Raw genomic sequence first — 13,921 nt, forward strand, 5'->3', positions numbered from 1 at the left:
AAGAAGCTCGTTCTCGGAGCTCTGATGCGCAAGCTGGTGGCGATCGCCTACGGAGTGTTGAAATCCGGACTTCCATTCAATCCGGCACTCCACTCCGCTTGACGGAGAACACAGTATCTACGAGTACGGGGGCCCGTGAGTCGAGTACGGGGGCCCGTGAGTCGAGTACGGAGCCCGTGAGTCGAGTACGGGCGCCCGTGAGTCTTCCGCGCAGGGGCCCGACTGCCCATCGTCGCGGCAGGCGGCGTGCGGTGCAGGCCCGCATGAAGGGCATCGCCTGGAAGCCGGTCCGGGCGGCGGAGCGCGGCTCGAGAGCGTCAGCGTCGAGCCGCGCGTACGTTTCATGCTACCGCGGCACTTGTCCGAGCAGAGAGTTTGGCCGCGCAGCGGGCAAACTCTCTGCGAGTTGTGCCGCGCGACGCCGCCCGGACCGGCTTCCAGGGGAGTCGGCGCGCGCAGCCGCCGACCGAGGCCCAGCGGGCCTGCCACCGCACGCCGCCTGCCGCGACGCCCGCGCGCTCCGAAGAGGGCGCGGCCTTCAATGTCGTCCACGTCCTACGGGCCGCCAACGCGCCGCTGCCTAGCATGGTGTCTTCGCCCGGAGAACCTCATGGACACGCTTTCCGTCTGGCGCGGCACGGCCGCGCCCACCGGCTATGCGATGGTCAACGGAGACGTGACTGCCGACGTGCTGGTCATCGGCGGCGGCATCACCGGCGTGACGCTCGCCGACCTGCTGGCCGAACAGCATACGGCGAACAAGCCGAAGGTGGTGCTGCTCGAAGCCGGCGAGATCGGCTGCGGCAGCACGGGCAACTCCACCGGCAATCTCTACGAGACGCTCTCCACCGGCATGCGCGAACTCGTGTCGCGCTGGAACACGGACGTCGCGCGGCAGGTCGCCAACGAGCGGCGTGGCGCTGTCGCCTTCATCGAGGAACGCGCGCGCCTGCTGGGGGACGTGGGCTTCCGCCGCTGCCCCCTGGTGCAGTGGGCCGACCAGGCCCTTGCGGACGCCATGCGCAAGGAGTTCGAAGCGCTAGCCGCGGCCGGCTGCGCGGTCGAGCGGGCCACCTCGGTGCCCTCGCCGCTGCCGCCGGCGCAGGGCGAGGTCCTGGTCTTGCCGGGACAGGCGCAGTTCCAGCCGCAGGCGTACGTGGCGGCGCTCGCCCGGCGCGCTGCCGAGGCCGGCGCCGCGATCCACGAGCACTCGCGCGTCATCGCGCTGGACCTGAAGGCCAGGCGCGCGGTGACGGCCACGGGCTCCGTCACGGCGAAGGAAATCGTGATCGCGACCCACACGCCGCTGGGCATGCACCTCGTGCAGACCGAAATGCCCGTGCACCGCGAGTACGCAATCGCATTCGAGTGGCCGGCCGACGCAGGACCCGGCCCCGGCGCCTTCTGGTGGCAGGGCAGCGAGCATCTGTCGGTGCGCACGATGCAGGCCAATGGCCGCGACTACCTCGTGTGCGTGGGCCAGGAGCACAAGGTGGGGATCCACAACGCGAAGGCGAGCTTGCTGGCCCTGGAGATGCTCGCGAAGAAATACGTGGGCGAGCGCCCCGTCGCCTGGCGCTGGTCCGCGCAGAACTACCGCGGCGCCGATGGCCTGCCCTACATCGGGCGCGATGCGGAGGACTGCTTCATCGCCACCGGCTTCGCGACCGACGGCCTCACCTGGGGGACCGTGGCCGCGCGGCTGATCGCCGCCGAACTGCTGGGGCACAAGTCGGCGTTCGCCGAGCTCGTGCGGCCCAACCGGCTCTCGCCCGTCAAGGGCGCCAGGCGCATCGTCGAAGAGAGCGTGACGGTGGTGAAGCAGCTGGTGAAGGACTACCTCACGCACCGCCAGAACGAGGAGCTCGCCAGCCTGCAGCCGGGCGACAGCGCCATCGTGAACGCGGAAGGCGAAACCTTCGCAGCGTACCGGGCTCCCGATGGCGAACTGTTCGCAGTCTCCAACGTCTGCACGCACATGGGCTGCAAGGTGCACTGGAACAGCGTGGAAACAAGCTGGGACTGCCCGTGCCATGGCAGCCGCTTCCGTCCGGACGGCACCGTGATCGAAGGTCCTGCGATCCACGCGCTGAAGCGGCGGCACGCGCCGCCGCTCGGGTCCTGAATCCGGTGCGGGCGCAGTCCCGCACGCGCCCTCAGCTCTTGGCTTTCTTGGTGCCCAGGCCCAATTGCTCGCGGGTGCGGTCGATGCGCGCCTGCCTGCGCGCGTTGTCGCGTTCCACCGCCTTGCGCTTGGTGTAGCCGGACCAGTCCGCCCACGTCCACCAGGCCACGGCCAGCGCGAACGGCGAGAGGACGGCCCACCACGACCAGACCGCCACGGGCCCGATCTCCAGGTATTTCAGGGCCAGCAGCAAGATCCCCGCCAACAACAAATACATGTTCCCCCTCCTGCATTCGCCCGCGCAACCCGGTGAGCGGGCCGGGTCAACGGGCGTCCGTACAATAACGTTGAAGCACTGTAACCCAACGACGAGGAACTCCTTATGAAGCGAGCCCTGCTGGCTCTGGCGGTCCTGGCCGCCGCATCCGCCCCGGCGCTGGCGGACCAGGCCTTGGCCACCGCCAAGAACTGCATGGCCTGCCATGCGATCGACAAGAAGCTGGTCGGTCCCGCCTACAAGGACGTCGCCGCCAAGTACGCAGGCCAGAAGGACGCCGTGGACCGCCTTGCCGCCAAGATCATGAAGGGTGGCTCCGGCGTGTGGGGCCCCGTGCCCATGCCCGCGAACGTGCAGGTGAACGATGCCGAAGCGAAGAAACTCGCGGCCTGGGTGCTGTCGCTGAAGTAAGACACTCCAGCCCAAGAAAAGCCCGCTCTCGAGCGGGCTTTTTGCTGGCTGCGAACTTCCTAACTCAGTTCGTCTCCGACAACTGATCGAGGATCGCGGGGTTCTCCAGGGTCGTGACGTCCTGCGTGATCTTCTCGCCCTTGGCGATGCTGCGCAGCAGGCGGCGCATGATCTTCCCGCTGCGCGTCTTGGGCAGGTTCTCGCCGAAGCGGATGTCCTTGGGCTTGGCGATCGGGCCGATCTCCTTGGCCACCCAGTTGCGCAACTCGTTGGCGATCTTCTTCGCCTCCTCGCCCGTGGGACGCGGACGCTTCAGCACGACGAATGCGCACACGGCCTCGCCCGTGAGGTCGTCGGGGCGGCCGACCACCGCGGCTTCCGCCACGAGGTCGGTCTTCGAAACGAGTGCCGACTCGATCTCCATCGTGCCCAGGCGGTGCCCGGACACGTTCAGCACGTCGTCGATGCGGCCCGTGATGCGGAAGTAGCCGGTCTTCGCGTCGCGCACCGCGCCGTCGCCGGCGAGGTAGATGCGCCCGCCCATCTCCTCGGGGAAATAGCTTTTCCTGAAGCGCTCCGGGTCGCCCCAGATCGTGCGGATCATGGAAGGCCACGGCCGCTTGATCACCAGCATGCCGCCGGAGCCATTGGGAATGTCGTGGCCCGCCTCGTCGACGATGGCGGCCATGATGCCGGGCAGCGGCAGCGTGCACGACCCGGGCACGAGCGGCGTGGCGCCGGGCAGCGGCGTGATCACGTGGCCGCCGGTCTCGGTCTGCCAGAACGTGTCCACGATCGGGCAACGCTCGCCACCCACGTTCCGGTAATACCACATCCATGCTTCGGGATTGATCGGCTCGCCCACCGTGCCCAGGATGCGCAGCGAGGTGAGATCCCAGTTCTTCGGGTGCACCTTCGCGTCCGTCTCGGCCGCCTTGATCAGCGAGCGGATCGCCGTGGGCGCCGTGTAGAAGATCGAGACCTTGTGCTTCTCGATCATCTGCCAGAAGCGCCCGGAATGCGGGTAGGTCGGGATGCCTTCGAAGATCAGCTGCGTCGCGCCGGCCGCGAGCGGGCCGTAGGCGACATAGCTGTGGCCCGTGATCCAGCCGATGTCCGCGGTACACCAGAACAGGTCCTGCGGCTTCAGGTCGAAGGTCCAGTCCATCGTGAGCTTGGACCACAGCAGGTAGCCGCCGGTGGAATGCTGCACGCCCTTGGGCTTGCCGGTCGAACCGGAGGTGTAGAGGATGAACAGCGGATGCTCCGCGCCCACGGGCTCCGGCTTGCACTCGGTCGGCTGGCCCTTGAGCACTTCGTCGAAGGTCTTGTCGCGGCCGGCGACCATGTTGCAGGCGGTCGGCGTGCGCATGTAGACGAACACCGTCTTCACGCTGTCGCAGCCGCCCATGGCCAGCGCTTCGTCGACGATGGCCTTCAGCCCCATCTCCTTGCCGCCGCGCAGCTGGTAGTTGGCCGTGACGACCGCCACCGCGCCGGCGTCGATCACGCGCTCGTGGATGGACTTGGCCGAGAAGCCGCCGAACACGACGCTGTGGGTCGCGCCGATCCGCGCGCAGGCCTGCATGGCCACGACGCCCTCCACGCCCATGGGCATGTAGATGATGACGCGGTCGCCCTTGCGGATGCCCTGGGCCTTCAGCGCGTTGGCGAACTGGCCGACGCGCGCGAGCAGTTCCTTGTACGTGACCCTGCTCACCTGCCCGTCGTCGGACTCGAAGACGATCGCGGTCTTGTTCTCGACCGGCGTGCCGATGTGCCGGTCGAGGCAGTTCGCGCTGGCATTCAGCTCACCATCCTCGAACCATTTGTAGAAAGGTGCGTTGGACTCGTCCAGCGTCTTCGTGAACGGCCGCGTCCACTGCAGGTTCTCGCGCGCCAGCCGCGCCCAGAAGCCTTCAAAGTCCCGCTCCGCTTCCTTGCACAGGGCCTCGTAGGCCGGCATGCCGGAAATGCGAGCCGCCTTGATGGTGGCTTCGCTCGGCGGGAACACACGGTTTTCGACCAGGACGGACTCGATGGCACTCATGCTTTGTCTCCGGAGGGATTGGGGCTAGTCGCTACTGTCGGACCCGGCACTTACAGGCCACTGACGGGCGCCCTGCCTCGAATCTACCGCGTGGCGAGCCGGCGTGCCAAGAGTGGCGACGGTCGACACTGCGCGTGACACGGTCGCGTGCGTTCCTATAATCGGACGCATCGCCGCGCCTGCGGTTCCTCCACGAGCCGCCGCGCCACCGCACGGCGCATCCCGCAGCGCGTAGAGCGGAGGGTCGTCCCATCAGCGCCATTCCCCCCATCCAGACCAGCGAGGGCTTGTCCCGCCAGATCGCGGATCAGCTCAGGGAACTGATCTACGCGGGAGAGTTCAAGCCGGGCGACCGCCTGAACGAGGCGGCGCTGGCGGTGCGCATGGGAACGAGCCGCGGCCCGATCCGCGAGGCGATCCGCATCCTCACCGGCACCGGCCTCGTGACGCCCGTGGTGAACCGCGGCGTCTTCGTGCGGAAGATCTCCGTGCAGGAGATGCTGGAGATCTACGACCTGCGGGCGCTGGCCTTCGGTTTCGCGGCGGCGCGCGCGTGCGAGCACGTCACCGACGAGGACCGCCGCCGCCTGGAGGCACTGCTCGAAGCCATGGACCGCGCCGCGCAGTCCGGCGACAGCGGCGGCTACTACGAGCTGAACGTGCGCTTCCACGAGGAGGTGCTGCTGCTGGCGCACCACGAGCGCGTGCGGCAACTGTACGAAGGCTACGTGAAGGAGCTGCACCTGTACCGGCGGCAGAACTTCAACGCACCCGGCAACATGCGCCGCTCGAACGTCGAGCACCGCAGGCTCTACGAAGCGATCGCCAAGGGCAATGCCGCCAAGGCGAAGCAGTTCGCCGAGGAACACATCCAGGCGGGGCGCGCGCGGCTGCTGGCGCTCGCGGATTCGTAGGCTGGTGGTGAGCGCAGCGAACCCCAGCGTCGCGCATCGCTGGGGTTCCTGCGTCACCCCAGCCTACAGGGAGGCCGATTCGTAGGCTGGCGGTGAGCGAAGCGAACCCCAGCGTAGCGCGCAGCACTGGGGTTCCTGCGTCACCCCAGCCTACAGGCTGCCGATGACTGCGCGGGTGAAGGACTCCGTGTTGCCTTGGCCGCGGATGTCGCCCGTGCGCGCCTGCGCGTTCCCCAGCGCCGCCTTCAGGCCGCGTTCCATGCTGGCCGCGGCGGCCACAGCTTCCGGAATGCCCTTGCGGCGCCCGAGCCAGTCCAGCAGCATGCGGGTCGAATCGATCATCGCGTAGGGGTTCGCCTTGCCCTGCCCCGCGATGTCGGGCGCCGACCCGTGCGTCGCCTGGGCCATCGCGAAGTCGCCGTCGCCGATGCACAGGCCCGGCGCCATGCCCAGGCCGCCGACCAGGCCGGCGGCTTCGTCGGTGAGGATGTCGCCGAACATGTTGGTGGTGACCACCACGTCGAAGTTCTGCGGGTCGCGCACCAGGCGCATCGCCATCGTGTCGACGATGACCTCGTTCACCTGCACATCGGGGAAGTCCCTGGCCGCCTTGAGGCACTCCTCGACGAACATGCCGCAGCCCAGCTTGAACACCGTGTTCTTGTGCACGACCGTCAGCCTCTTGCGGCGGTTGCGCGCGAGCGCGAGCGCCACGCGTGCCACGCGCTCGCTGCCCTGGCGCGTGATCACGCGCACGGAGATGGTCATGTCCTCGCTGGGCCGGAACTCGCCCGAGCCCGCGACCACGTTGCGATCGGGCTGGAAGCCCTCGTTGTTCTCGCGCACGATCACGAGGTCCACGTCGTCGCGCAGGCAGCCGATGTCCGGATACGAACGCGTGGGCCGCACGTTCGCGAACAGGTTGAAGTGCTTGCGCATGATCGGGTGCGGATTGATCGCGCCCGGACCCTTCGGATACTCGCGGTGGCCGATGGGACCGAGCACGAAACCGTCCATCTTCGCCAGCGTCTCCAGGGTGCCGGCGGGCAAGGTGGAGCCGTGCGTGTCGAGCGCGCGCCGGCCGGCGGGCATCGGCCGCCAATCGATGCGCAGGCCGTGCTTCTCGGCCGCGGCGGACGCGACCTGCACCGCCGCGGGCACCACTTCGTGGCCGATGTCGTCGCCCTCCAGCACGCCGAGGACCAGGTGGACGTTCTTCATGCAGTCGTTTCCTTGCGGCGCGCGAGCGCCATGGTGTTGCGCAGGTCGAGCGGCATCACGCGCGCTCATGGGCCAGGGCATTCGTCAGGGCAGCGATGGAGGGCAGCGACTCCAGTTCGCGCACCATGGCCACGATGTCGTCGGCGCGCTGCTTCGGGAAGCGGGCGAACTCCGCGTTCTCGCGGAACTTGTCGGCGACCTCGTCGTACGTCATCGGCATCGCGGGGCTGCCCTTGCCGAAGTCGGCGCGTCCGCTCACGGTGCGGCCGTTGGCCAGCGAGATATCGATGAGCGTCGTCATCTTGTGGTAGCCGGCGGCCTCCGCCTCCTGGTCCACAACGAAGTCGATCTTCTCGATCATCTTCTTCACGTCGGGGCGCCCCACCACCTGGTCGGTGAATTCGTTCAGCCCCGCGCGGCCTTCCAGCAGCAGGATGGCCATGCAGAACTCCATCGAGAACTTGGCCTGCAGTTCGTCGGTGGGGCGGTGGTGGATCAGCGCATTGGGCATGTTGTGGTTGGTCCCGACGCGCACGCGCACCACGTCCTTCGCCTGGACGCCGTTCGCGCGGATCAGGCGCAGCATTTCCGTCATGCCGGGGTGCGTCAGCGAGCCGGACGGATGCGGCTTGATGGACACGCCCGGTTCCGCGAAGGTCCACGGCTTGCCCAGGCGGCCCGCGATGGCGCCCGCGTCGTAGCCACCGCCGGCGGCGCTGAAGAAGCCGCGCGGCGCCTCCAGGATCTTGTCGGTGGCGGTCCAGCCGTAGGAGGCGAACTGCGCGGCCGCGACGCCGCTTTCGGAAGAGCGGCCAGCGTGGAAGGGCTTGGTCATGGTGCCGAAGTTCTCGCGCAGGCCGGCTGACTGGCTGCCGGCAATGGAGAGTGCGCGGCAGGTTGCTTCCTCGTCCAGGCCCATCAGCTTCGCCGCAGCGGCCGCTGCCGCAAAGGTGCCGCAGGTCGCGGTGGAGTGGAAGCCCGTCTGGTAGTGCCGCGGGTGGATGGCTTCGGAAATCTTGCACTCCACTTCCACGCCCAGGTGGTACGCCAGCATCGCCTGCGCTCCGCTCGCGCCGACCGCTTCGGCGACGGCGAGCGCGGCCGGCAGCGCGGGCGCCGTCGGATGCGTGAGGAGGCCGTACACGCGGTCGGCCGCCACGGCCAGCTGGGTGTCGTCGTAGTCGTCCGCGTGGATGCCGACGCCGTTGGCGAAGGCCGCGAAGCGCGGCGCGACCTTCATCCGCGTGCCGAAGACAGTCGAGGGTCCGGTGCCGAGGTTCAGCTCGGAGAGATGCCTGCGCACCAGCTCGCCGCAATGGCTGGCGCCGCCGGACAGCGCGAGGCCGAGCCCGTCGAGGATGGACTTCTTGCCCAGGCCGACCACGTCCTGCGGCAGGTCGACCATGCGCGTGCTGCAGATGAAATCGGCCACGTAGTGGGTGAGGTGTTCGGCCGCCTGCTTCTCGGTGATGCTCACTGGGGTCTCCTCGTCTGGATGGTGATGGCCGGCCCGCGCCTCAGTGCGCGAGGGCGCGGCAGTGTTCGGGTGGAAAGTGCAGCCAGACGCTGTCGCCGGCCGCCAGCGCCAGCGCCGCGGGTGCGAGCGCGCGCACGGTCTCGCCGTCGGCGAGCGTGACCAGGTAGTCGCGGTGAGAGCCCAGGTAGATCTGGCGGGCCACGATGCCGTGCACGGAGTTCGTTTCCGCCAGGCGCGTGCTGCTCAAACGCACGTCGTGGTGGCGTACCGAGACGGCGGTCTCGCCGGCCCGGGAGAACTCGCCGCAGCCGCAGCGCAGGAACAGTCCATTGCCCGCCGCCACGCCATCGGCGCCGTCCCAGCGCCCGCGCAGGATGTTGGTGCCGCCTATGAAGCGCGCCACGAACTCGGTGCTTGGCCGCTGGTAGATGTCCTCGGGTGAGCCGGACTGTTCGATCACACCCTGGTTCATGACCACGATGAGGTCCGCCGTCGTCATCGCTTCCGCCTGGTCGTGCGTGACGTACACGGTGGTGTAGCGGTACTTGTCGTGCAGGCGGCGGATCTCGAAGCGCATCTCCTCGCGCAGGTTCGCATCGAGGTTGGAGAGCGGCTCGTCCAGCAGCAGGGTCTCGGGTTCGACGACCAGCGCACGGGCCAGCGACACGCGCTGCTGCTGGCCGCCCGACAGCTCGCCCGGATAGCGCTGCGCCAGCTGCGAAAGCTTCGTCGCGGCGAGGATGGTGTCCGCCCGCTGCTGCAGCTCGCCGCGCGGCAGCCCGCGCAGCTTGAGGCCGTAGGCGACGTTGTCGAACACCGTCATGTGCGGCCAGAGCGCGTAGCTCTGGAAGATCATCGACATGTTGCGCCGCTCGGGCGCTTCGCTCGAGCCGGGCGCCGAGACGCGACGGCCGCCGACGCGGATCTCGCCGCCGTCCGGCTCCACGAAGCCGGCGATCAGGCGCAGCGTCGTCGTCTTGCCGCAGCCCGAAGGCCCGAGCAGGCAGACCAGCTGGCCCTTGTCGACCGATAGCGAAACGTCGTTCACCACGGGCGCACCGCCGTAGCGTTTGGTGAGTCCCTCGAGCTCCAGGAATCCCATGCGTTCGTCTTCAGCGAAGCGCCGGCAGGCGCGGTCCGCCCAGCAAGGGCAGGCGGTTGGCGATGGCGACGACGGCGAAGGACACGACGAGCAGCAGCAGGCCCAGCACGGAGATCGCGCCCATGTCGCCGCTCTCGTTGAGGTCGTAGATGATCACGGAGACGAGCTTCGTGTTCGCCGTGGTGAGCAGGATGGTCGCGGACAGCTCCCGGATCGTCCCGATGAACACGAAGCACCACGTGGCGATGACGCTGGTGCGCAGCAGCGGCGCGGTGATGAGCCGCAGCGTCTGCAGCCGGCTCGCCCCCAGCACCCGGCTTGCTTCCTCCAGCTCGGGATGAATGCCGTGGAAGGCGGCGGACATCTGCTGGTAGCCGGCGGGCATCTCGATGGTGAGGAAGGCGACCAGCAGGATCCACAGCGTGCCGTACAGCATGAGGTGCGGATGCGAGTAGGCGAGGAACAGGCCGACGCCCAGCACGATGCCCGGGATGGCCACGGGCGCCATGGCCAGCATCCCGAGCACGGGCGCGCCGCGAACCGGCTTGCGCGCGACCATGTAAGCGACCAGCAGCGCGAGCGCCGTGCCCAGGGTGGCGGTGGAGAAGCCGAGCACGAGCGTGTTCCACATCGCCAGCCGCGTGGCCGAGAACTCGAAGAACACGAAGCGGAAGTGGTGCAGCGTGAGACCCGGCACGCCATTGCGCGTCAGCGCCGATTTCAGCAGCGCCGCATAGGGCAGCAGCACGGTGAGCGCCAGCACGAGCAGCACGAAGGCCCACGCCAGCGGCTTCCACGGGCCCAGAGCAGTGATGCGCGGCTCGCCGCTCTTGCCGCCCAGCACGGTGTAGCCCTTGCGCCCGAGGATCCACGCCTTGCCTTGCAGCAGCAGCACCGTCACGGCCAGCAGCGGCAGCGAAGCCGCCGCCGCCAGCCCCGGCTTCGGCGGATATTGGAAGAGGCTCCAGATCTTGGTGGTGATCACGTGGAAGCCGGCCGGCAGCGCCAGGATGGCCGGTGAGCCGAACATGGTGAGCGCTTGCAGGATCGCGATGAGCGCACCGGCGAGGATGGCGGGCAGCACCAGGGGCAAGGTCACGCGCCGCAGCGTGGTCCAGCCGCGGCCGCCGAGGATGGCCGACGCGTCTTCCAGGTCGGCCGGCACGCGGTCCAGGCCATTGGCCACCAGCGTGAACACGTAGGGAAAGGTGTAGCAGGCGATGGCGAACACCAGGCCGGTGAAGGTGTAGATGTCAACGAGCGCGTCGTAGGGCTGCGCGCCGGTGAGCGCGCGCCAGGCGACGTTGATGAGCCCGCTGTTGGGAGCGGCGAGGATCTCCCAGGCGATCGCGCCCAGGAAGGGCGGCGTCACGAAGGAAGCGGTGACCAGCATGCGGATGAAGCGCCGTCCCGGCAGGTCGGTGCGCGCGACCAGCCACGCGAGCGGTGTCGCGATGGCGCAGGAGAGCGCACCGACGCCGAGCGCCATGCCCACCGCCACCACGAAGGGCTTGCGCATGCGCACATCGCCCACCAGCGCAGTGAAGTTGGCGAGCGTGAGCCGCCCGTCCTGGTCCACCAGCGCGTAGTACGCCAGCCAGGCCAGCGGCAGCAGCACCAGCACGGCCAGCACCGCCACCAGCGCCCAGAACACCGGCTTGGCCAGGTCGATGCGCAAGGGGAGCCTGGGAGCGAGCGGGACCGCCGCCTCGCGGACGACGACAGGCATCGCTCAGGTGCCGAAGTACTCTTCGTAGCGCTTCTTGATGTCCTCGGCGTCCAGCTTTGCCGGGTCGGAGTTCAGCAGCTTGATCTGCGACAGCGGCACCCGGCCGGCCTTCTCCTTCACCTCGGGGTGAAAGGAGCGTAGTCCACCCACATCGCTATTGAGCTGCTGCGCTTCCCGCGAGAACATGAAGTGGTAGAACAGCCTGGCGGCGTTGGGGTCCGGCGCATTCTTGAGGATCGCCGCGTTGCCCACCACCAGCGGCGTGCCTTCCGGCGCGTACACGGGCTCGATGGGAACGCCGCTCTCGCGCAGCAGGAACACGTTGTACTCGTTGCCGTCGGCCATCACCGGGCGCTCGCCCGCGGCGAGCTTCTTGGGCGGCTCGGTGGAGGACTGCACCTGCATCACCTTCTGCTTGCCCAGCTGCTCGAAGAATTTCCAGCCCACGGCCTGGCTGATGGCCTGCGTGCCCGTCATGATCGTGCCGCTGTAGCCCGGGTGCGCCTTGACGATCTTGCCGCTCCACCTGGGATCGAGGAGATCCGCCAGCGACTTCGGCGCCTGGTCCTTGGGCACCAGCTTCGTGTTGTAGGCGATCACGGAGAGATGCGCGCGGTACGCCGCGAACTGCCCGTCCGGGTCGCGGTATTCCCTGGGCCAGAACTTCGCCACGTCCGAGGGCACCGCCGGCTGCAGCCATCCCTGCTTCTTGAAGTGGACGAAGTGCACGGCGTCGGAGGTCTCGACCACGTCGGCGTTGTAGATCCTGCTGCCGTATTCCTGGTTGATCCGCTGGAATATGCGCTCGGCGCCCGAGCGCTCCACCTGCACCTTGATGCCCGGGTACTTCGCCTCGAAGGCGCGTGCGAGCTTCTCCGCGACCTGGACATCCGTCGCCGAGTACCACACGACCTTGCCTTCCTTCTGCGCGGCCGCCACCAGCTGGGGCGTCACGTCGTAAGGTGCGGGAGCCTGGGAGAACGCCGCACCCGAGGCGAGTGCGGCGACCAGCGCCACGACGGCGGCGGGCTTCGCTGACATGCGTGTCTCCTTGCGCGGCCTCGTCGGGCCGGTGCCGCGCATGATGCGAGCCACGCCTCAAAGTGTCAACAGTTCAGACCTTAACGTCGACACTGATGGAAAAAAGCATTCAGTGTGTCAGCCCGGAGCTCCCTGCTCCTCAGTCCTCTGCACGGAGCGCCGGACGAAAGCTCACACCATCTTCTCGGGCCGCACCCACTGGTCGAACTGCTCGCCCGTGAGATGGCCCGAGGCGATCGCCGCTTCGCGCAGGCTGGTGCCTTCCTTGTGTGCCTTCTTCGCGATGAACGCCGCCTTGTCGTAGCCGATGTGGGGGTTGAGCGCAGTCACCAGCATCAGCGAGCGGGCGACGAGTTCCGCGATGCGTTCGCGGTTGGGCGTGATGCCCGCGGCGCAGTGGTCGTTGAAACTGCGCATGCCGTCGGCCAGCAGGCGCACGCTTTGCATGAAGTTGTGGGCGATCATGGGCCGGAACACGTTCAGCTCGAAGTTGCCCGAGGCGCCGCCGAAGTTGATCGCGACGTCGTTGCCGAACACCTGGCAGCACAGCATCGTCATCGCTTCGCTCTGCGTCGGGTTCACCTTGCCCGGCATGATGGACGAGCCCGGCTCGTTCTCGGGGATGCTGATCTCACCGATGCCGCTGCGCGGGCCGCTGGCGAGCCAGCGGATGTCGTTCGCTATCTTCATCAGGCTGGCCGCAAGCGTCTTGAGCGCGCCGTGCGCGTGCACCAGCGCGTCGGCCGCGGCCATGACCTCGAACTTGTTGGCGGCCGTGACCAGCGGCAGGCCCGTGAGGCGCGCGAGCTCCTCGGCCACCTTTTCCGCATAGCCTTTCGGCGCGTTGAGCCCGGTGCCGACGGCGGTGCCGCCTAGCGCCAGTTCGCACAGGTGCGGCAGCGCGGCGTGCAAGTGGCGGTCGGCCTGCTCCAGTTGCGCGACGTAGCCCGAGAACTCCTGCCCCAGCGTGAGCGGCGTCGCGTCCTGCAGGTGCGTGCGGCCGATCTTCACGATGTCCATGAACTCGCGGGACTTCGCAGCGAGGGTGTCCTTCAGTTGCGCGAGCGCAGGCAGCAGCTTGTTCCTGATGCCCTCCACCGCCGCCAAGTGCATGGCGGTGGGATACACGTCGTTGGACGACTGGCTCTTGTTGACGTCGTCGTTCGGATGGACCTTGCGGCCCTCGCCGCGCGTGCCACCGAGCAACTCGCTTGCGCGATTGGCCAGCACTTCGTTGACGTTCATGTTCGTCTGCGTGCCCGAGCCGGTCTGCCACACCACCAGAGGGAATTCCTGGTCGTGCTGGCCCGCGAGCACCTCGTCGGCCGCCGCGATGATCGCCGCCGCCTTCTGCTGGTCCAGCAGGCCCAGCAGGTGGTTCACCACCGCGGACGAGCGCTTGATCTGCGCCAGCGCGCGGATGATCTCGCGCGGCTGCCGCTCGCCGGAGATGTCGAAGTTCTGCAGCGAGCGCTGCGTCTGCGCGCCCCACAGGTGCTCGGAAGGGACCTCGATGGGCCCGAAGGTGTCGTGTTCGATGCGCATGGACATGCACGCACCCTAGCACCAACCAC

At 68.2% G+C, this 13,921-nt stretch carries 11 protein-coding genes and 1 pseudogene; 4 read left to right on the forward strand and 8 right to left on the reverse strand.

Annotated features, from left to right (window positions below; translation table 11 throughout):
• Window positions 1-102 (forward strand): annotated as a pseudogene (locus JJB11_RS26150) (IS110 family transposase); the annotation flags it as partial.
• A gap of 508 nt (window positions 103-610) precedes the next feature.
• Window positions 611-2,125: an FAD-dependent oxidoreductase gene (locus JJB11_RS20020; protein WP_201175643.1), complete on the forward strand. Its 1,515-nt coding sequence runs from the start codon at window positions 611-613 to the stop codon at window positions 2,123-2,125.
• A gap of 31 nt (window positions 2,126-2,156) precedes the next feature.
• Here JJB11_RS20020 and JJB11_RS20025 read toward each other — a convergent pair whose 3' ends face one another.
• Window positions 2,157-2,402, reverse strand: a complete 246-nt coding sequence (locus JJB11_RS20025; RefSeq protein ID WP_201175645.1) for a TIGR04438 family Trp-rich protein — start codon at window positions 2,400-2,402, stop codon at window positions 2,157-2,159.
• A gap of 105 nt (window positions 2,403-2,507) precedes the next feature.
• Here JJB11_RS20025 and JJB11_RS20030 point away from each other — a divergent pair, with 105 nt between their 5' ends.
• The gene (locus JJB11_RS20030; protein WP_201175647.1) at window positions 2,508-2,813 is read left to right on the forward strand and encodes a c-type cytochrome; all 306 of its coding nucleotides are present in this window, start codon (window positions 2,508-2,510) and stop codon (window positions 2,811-2,813) included.
• A 64-nt stretch (window positions 2,814-2,877) separates the two neighbouring features.
• On the opposite strand, the gene acs is transcribed toward JJB11_RS20030, so the two are convergent.
• Window positions 2,878-4,863: an acetate--CoA ligase gene (gene acs / locus JJB11_RS20035; protein ID WP_201175655.1), complete on the reverse strand. Its 1,986-nt coding sequence runs from the start codon at window positions 4,861-4,863 to the stop codon at window positions 2,878-2,880.
• A gap of 287 nt (window positions 4,864-5,150) precedes the next feature.
• Here acs and JJB11_RS20040 point away from each other — a divergent pair, with 287 nt between their 5' ends.
• Window positions 5,151-5,777, forward strand: coding sequence for a GntR family transcriptional regulator (locus JJB11_RS20040; protein ID WP_201964973.1), 627 nt, complete (start codon window positions 5,151-5,153; stop codon window positions 5,775-5,777).
• A gap of 150 nt (window positions 5,778-5,927) precedes the next feature.
• Here JJB11_RS20040 and JJB11_RS20045 read toward each other — a convergent pair whose 3' ends face one another.
• The 6 genes from JJB11_RS20045 to fumC all read right to left on the reverse strand — a co-directional run bounded on the left by JJB11_RS20045 (window position 5,928) and on the right by fumC (window position 13,898).
• The gene (locus tag JJB11_RS20045) at window positions 5,928-6,998 is read right to left on the reverse strand and encodes an isocitrate/isopropylmalate dehydrogenase family protein (RefSeq protein WP_201175658.1); all 1,071 of its coding nucleotides are present in this window, start codon (window positions 6,996-6,998) and stop codon (window positions 5,928-5,930) included.
• A 55-nt stretch (window positions 6,999-7,053) separates the two neighbouring features.
• Window positions 7,054-8,475, reverse strand: a complete 1,422-nt coding sequence (locus tag JJB11_RS26610; protein WP_201175660.1) for an MmgE/PrpD family protein — start codon at window positions 8,473-8,475, stop codon at window positions 7,054-7,056.
• A 40-nt stretch (window positions 8,476-8,515) separates the two neighbouring features.
• A complete protein-coding gene (locus tag JJB11_RS20055) occupies window positions 8,516-9,577 on the reverse strand; it encodes an ABC transporter ATP-binding protein (protein ID WP_201175663.1) in 1,062 nt (353 codons plus the stop codon).
• A gap of 10 nt (window positions 9,578-9,587) precedes the next feature.
• Entirely contained in the window at window positions 9,588-11,306 is a 1,719-nt protein-coding gene (locus tag JJB11_RS20060; RefSeq protein WP_201175665.1) for an ABC transporter permease, read from the reverse strand.
• A 3-nt stretch (window positions 11,307-11,309) separates the two neighbouring features.
• The gene (locus JJB11_RS20065; RefSeq protein ID WP_201175667.1) at window positions 11,310-12,347 is read right to left on the reverse strand and encodes an ABC transporter substrate-binding protein; all 1,038 of its coding nucleotides are present in this window, start codon (window positions 12,345-12,347) and stop codon (window positions 11,310-11,312) included.
• Window positions 12,348-12,518: 171 nt separating this feature from the next.
• Window positions 12,519-13,898 carry a class II fumarate hydratase gene (fumC, locus tag JJB11_RS20070; protein ID WP_201175670.1) on the reverse strand — a complete coding sequence of 460 codons (1,380 nt, stop codon included), beginning with the start codon at window positions 13,896-13,898 and terminating at the stop codon, window positions 12,519-12,521.
• Between the last annotated feature and the right edge of the window lie 23 nt (window positions 13,899-13,921).

The organism is Ramlibacter ginsenosidimutans (assembly GCF_016654015.1).
In the GTDB taxonomy this organism is placed as follows: domain Bacteria; phylum Pseudomonadota; class Gammaproteobacteria; order Burkholderiales; family Burkholderiaceae_C; genus Ramlibacter; species Ramlibacter ginsenosidimutans.

What these genes read in the sequence shown, in the direction of transcription:
- JJB11_RS20020 (WP_201175643.1), top strand. Translation starts at nt 611, where the DNA reads ATGGACACGCTTTCCGTCTGGCGCGGCACGGCCGCGCCCACCGGCTAT.
- JJB11_RS20025 (WP_201175645.1), bottom strand. Translation starts at nt 2,402, where the DNA reads ATGTATTTGTTGTTGGCGGGGATCTTGCTGCTGGCCCTGAAATACCTG.
- JJB11_RS20030 (WP_201175647.1), top strand. Translation starts at nt 2,508, where the DNA reads ATGAAGCGAGCCCTGCTGGCTCTGGCGGTCCTGGCCGCCGCATCCGCC.
- acs (WP_201175655.1), bottom strand. Translation starts at nt 4,863, where the DNA reads ATGAGTGCCATCGAGTCCGTCCTGGTCGAAAACCGTGTGTTCCCGCCG.
- JJB11_RS20045 (WP_201175658.1), bottom strand. Translation starts at nt 6,998, where the DNA reads ATGAAGAACGTCCACCTGGTCCTCGGCGTGCTGGAGGGCGACGACATC.
- JJB11_RS20055 (WP_201175663.1), bottom strand. Translation starts at nt 9,577, where the DNA reads ATGGGATTCCTGGAGCTCGAGGGACTCACCAAACGCTACGGCGGTGCG.
- JJB11_RS20060 (WP_201175665.1), bottom strand. Translation starts at nt 11,306, where the DNA reads ATGCCTGTCGTCGTCCGCGAGGCGGCGGTCCCGCTCGCTCCCAGGCTC.
- JJB11_RS20065 (WP_201175667.1), bottom strand. Translation starts at nt 12,347, where the DNA reads ATGTCAGCGAAGCCCGCCGCCGTCGTGGCGCTGGTCGCCGCACTCGCC.
- fumC (WP_201175670.1), bottom strand. Translation starts at nt 13,898, where the DNA reads ATGTCCATGCGCATCGAACACGACACCTTCGGGCCCATCGAGGTCCCT.